Below are 2,660 nucleotides of genomic sequence, written 5' to 3'. Positions count from 1 at the left end.
GGGTCGATTTGAGCCATCGGCCTTAATGACCCGCAACGCAGCATGAGCGCATCGTTGAAAAGCCACAGTCGTCGATTTCGAAAAGCGACAGCTTCTTATGCCAGCCTCACAAGCTAGGCAAGCGCTCGAAAGGCAATAGACGGCAAAGTGCCTACTTGTATTTCACTCGAATCCAGCCTTGGCGGGAGAACGGGGCGCGCTGCAGCGTGGGGAGCATCAAATCGGAGGCCTCGATCAGCGGGACGACGCTTATGAAGTTCGCAGACGAGCGCTGACAAAGGCGAGTCTAGCCCAGGCGTATGCTTCCGAGCTCACCTGAGAGGGATTGCAGCCCGAGTAGGCGCCGAAGTGGTTGAAGTCATCGAGCGCTGTGTGCCCGTGCTCGTTGGAAGGTAGATTACCGGTCTGAAGAATATCTAGAAGAATCGCGTCGGGATCGCTGTAGCACATGATCAAAGCTCCATCGTAGAGGCTTCCGGGCGAGCAATAGCGGTTCCCGTAAGGTTACCCTCAGTCATTCCACTGGGTCGACACCCTTTCTCGCTGCCCGGTCTCTACTTGATGACCCCGATCGCCGGTCACGGCTCTGCCGAGGGATCTGAAGCTGCGTTGTGGGGACCCATGACGACTCTGTGTCGATGACGATCCCGCTCTTGTGGTGGATCGATCGATCAACATTTTTGCGAACATCACAGATTGCGAGATTGCGAAATGGGAGGACGCTGATGGCGATCCTCGGCGGAACGCAATCGAGCCGAAGCCACGTCAGAGGGCGGGCGATTGGCCATTTACTATCGTTCGCCGACGCGGTCACGGGGTCATTTAGGCGGCCGCAGAACGGCTACAACTTAAGCGAGCCGGTTCGGCTTCGCGAACGGAAAGTTAATCGCGACGGCGACGCCGGGAGAGCCCCGCCGCTTCGCTCAACCCCGCCGCGTCGCCAGTTCCGCGCCCTGGCGCAGCGCTTCGAGCAGGCTGCCTTCGTCGGCAATGCCCTTGCCCGCAATGTCAAACGCTGTGCCGTGATCCACCGAGGTGCGGATCACGTCGAGCCCGACCGTCACGTTCACGCCCGCTTCCAGCCCGAGCACTTTCACCGGCCCGTGCCCCTGATCGTGATACATCGCGACGACGAGATCGAAGTCGCCGCGGCCCGCACGGTAGAACAGCGTGTCGGCGGGAAGCGGCCCCGTCACGTCGAGCCCACGTTCCTGCAACACTTTCACTGCCGGAATAATCTTCTCCTCTTCCTCGCCGTAGCCGAAAAGACCGTTTTCGCCCGCGTGCGGGTTGATCCCGCACACGCCGATGCGCGGCTTCGCGATGCCCGCCTTCACGAGCGTCGCGTTGCCGCGCTCAATCGTACGCTGCACGAGGCCCGGCTCGATCTTGCGGATCGCGTCGATGATGCCGATATGCGTGGTCACGTGGATCACGCGCAGTTGCGGCGCGACGAGCATCATCGACACTTCGTCGATGCCCGTCAGTTGCGCGAGCATCTCCGTGTGGCCCGGGAACTTGTGGCCGCCCGCATGCAGCGCCTCCTTGTTGAGCGGCGCCGTGCAGATTGCGTCGATTTCGTTCGCCTGCGCAAGTTCAACAGCGCGCGCGATGTAGCGATACGCCGCGTCGCCGGCGATTGGCGAAAGTTCGCCGAACGGCAGGTCGTCGGGGATTAGCCCGAGGTCGATGCAATCGATCACGCCCCGCTCGTAGCGCGCCTCGGACGCCTGCGCGATGCGCCGCACCCGCGCGCTGCCGCCGACGATCTCGTTCGCGCGTTCCAGACGCCGCGCGTCGCCGATCACGAGCGGGCGGCATTGCGCGTAGACCGAGTCGTGCGTCAGGCTCTTGACAATGATTTCGGGGCCAACGCCGGTCGCGTCGCCCATCGTGATGCCGATTATGGGGAGGTAGTTGCTCATAGTGTGCTTTCGATGTAAGTAGGTTCAGCGCGTCGCGAGGGTGGACGCAGCGGTGTGTTCAGGTTTGGCCGTGCCGCGCAGGTGCAGGTACGCGCCATAGAGCGCGTGTTCGCTGCCGAAGGCGCCGGCCTTGGTGACGATCGCGGGTCGCGCGGTGGCGCCGGGCCGCGCCACGGCGACGCCCGCTTCGATTTCCGCCAGCAGTTCGAGACTGCCGATGTTCGCGGCGCCGAGCATCGCCCGGGCGGTCTCGCCGCCGGTCGCTATCAGGCCGCCGAGGCGCCCGAAATGCGGGGCGACGAGCGCGGCTAGCATCGTCGAGAGATGCGCGCCTTCAGCTGGATCAAACGCTTCGTCACGGCCGATGCGCACGATCAGGTCCGCGTCTGCCTGCAATTGGGCGCCGATCCGGTCGAGCCATTCGCTCCAAGCGGCGTGGCGCTCGCCTTCGCGCAGCACGGCGGGCGGCACGACAAGTTCCGGGACGCCCGCGCGCTCGCGCAGCATTGCGCACTGGCGTTCGGAGACCGCCGACAGGCTGCCGACGAGGATCAGAATCGCGCCCGCTCGACCCGCCTCCGGCGAGGATGTCGCCGACGGTTGCGGCGCGGCATCGAAGAGATCGGGCAGCGCGGCGAGTTCGCGCGCGAGTCCGCCCGATCCGACCCAGAAGAACGGCTCGCTCATCGAAGCGGTGACTCGCGCGAGCACGCTCAGATCGGCGCTCGTTTCGGC

The 2,660-nt window shown here is 64.3% G+C and carries 2 protein-coding genes; both read right to left on the bottom strand.

The window, feature by feature from the left end:
• Positions 1–923: 923 nt before the first annotated feature.
• Positions 924–1,925, bottom strand: coding sequence for a 4-hydroxythreonine-4-phosphate dehydrogenase PdxA (gene pdxA, locus AWB67_RS36100; RefSeq protein WP_087660651.1), 1,002 nt, complete (start codon positions 1,923–1,925; stop codon positions 924–926).
• Positions 1,926–1,949: 24 nt separating this feature from the next.
• The coding region (locus AWB67_RS36095) for a nucleotide-binding domain containing protein (protein ID WP_327367124.1) at positions 1,950–2,660 on the bottom strand (711 nt) is incomplete at its 5' end.

Origin of the sequence: Caballeronia terrestris, assembly GCF_001544515.1 — a bacterium.
In the GTDB taxonomy this organism is placed as follows: Bacteria; Pseudomonadota; Gammaproteobacteria; order Burkholderiales; family Burkholderiaceae; genus Caballeronia; species Caballeronia terrestris.
This window is presented reverse-complemented; position numbering and strand designations above follow the sequence as displayed.

Coding starts and splice junctions, on each gene's coding strand:
- pdxA (WP_087660651.1), bottom strand. CDS start 1,925: ATGAGCAACTACCTCCCCATAATCGGCATCACGATGGGCGACGCGACC.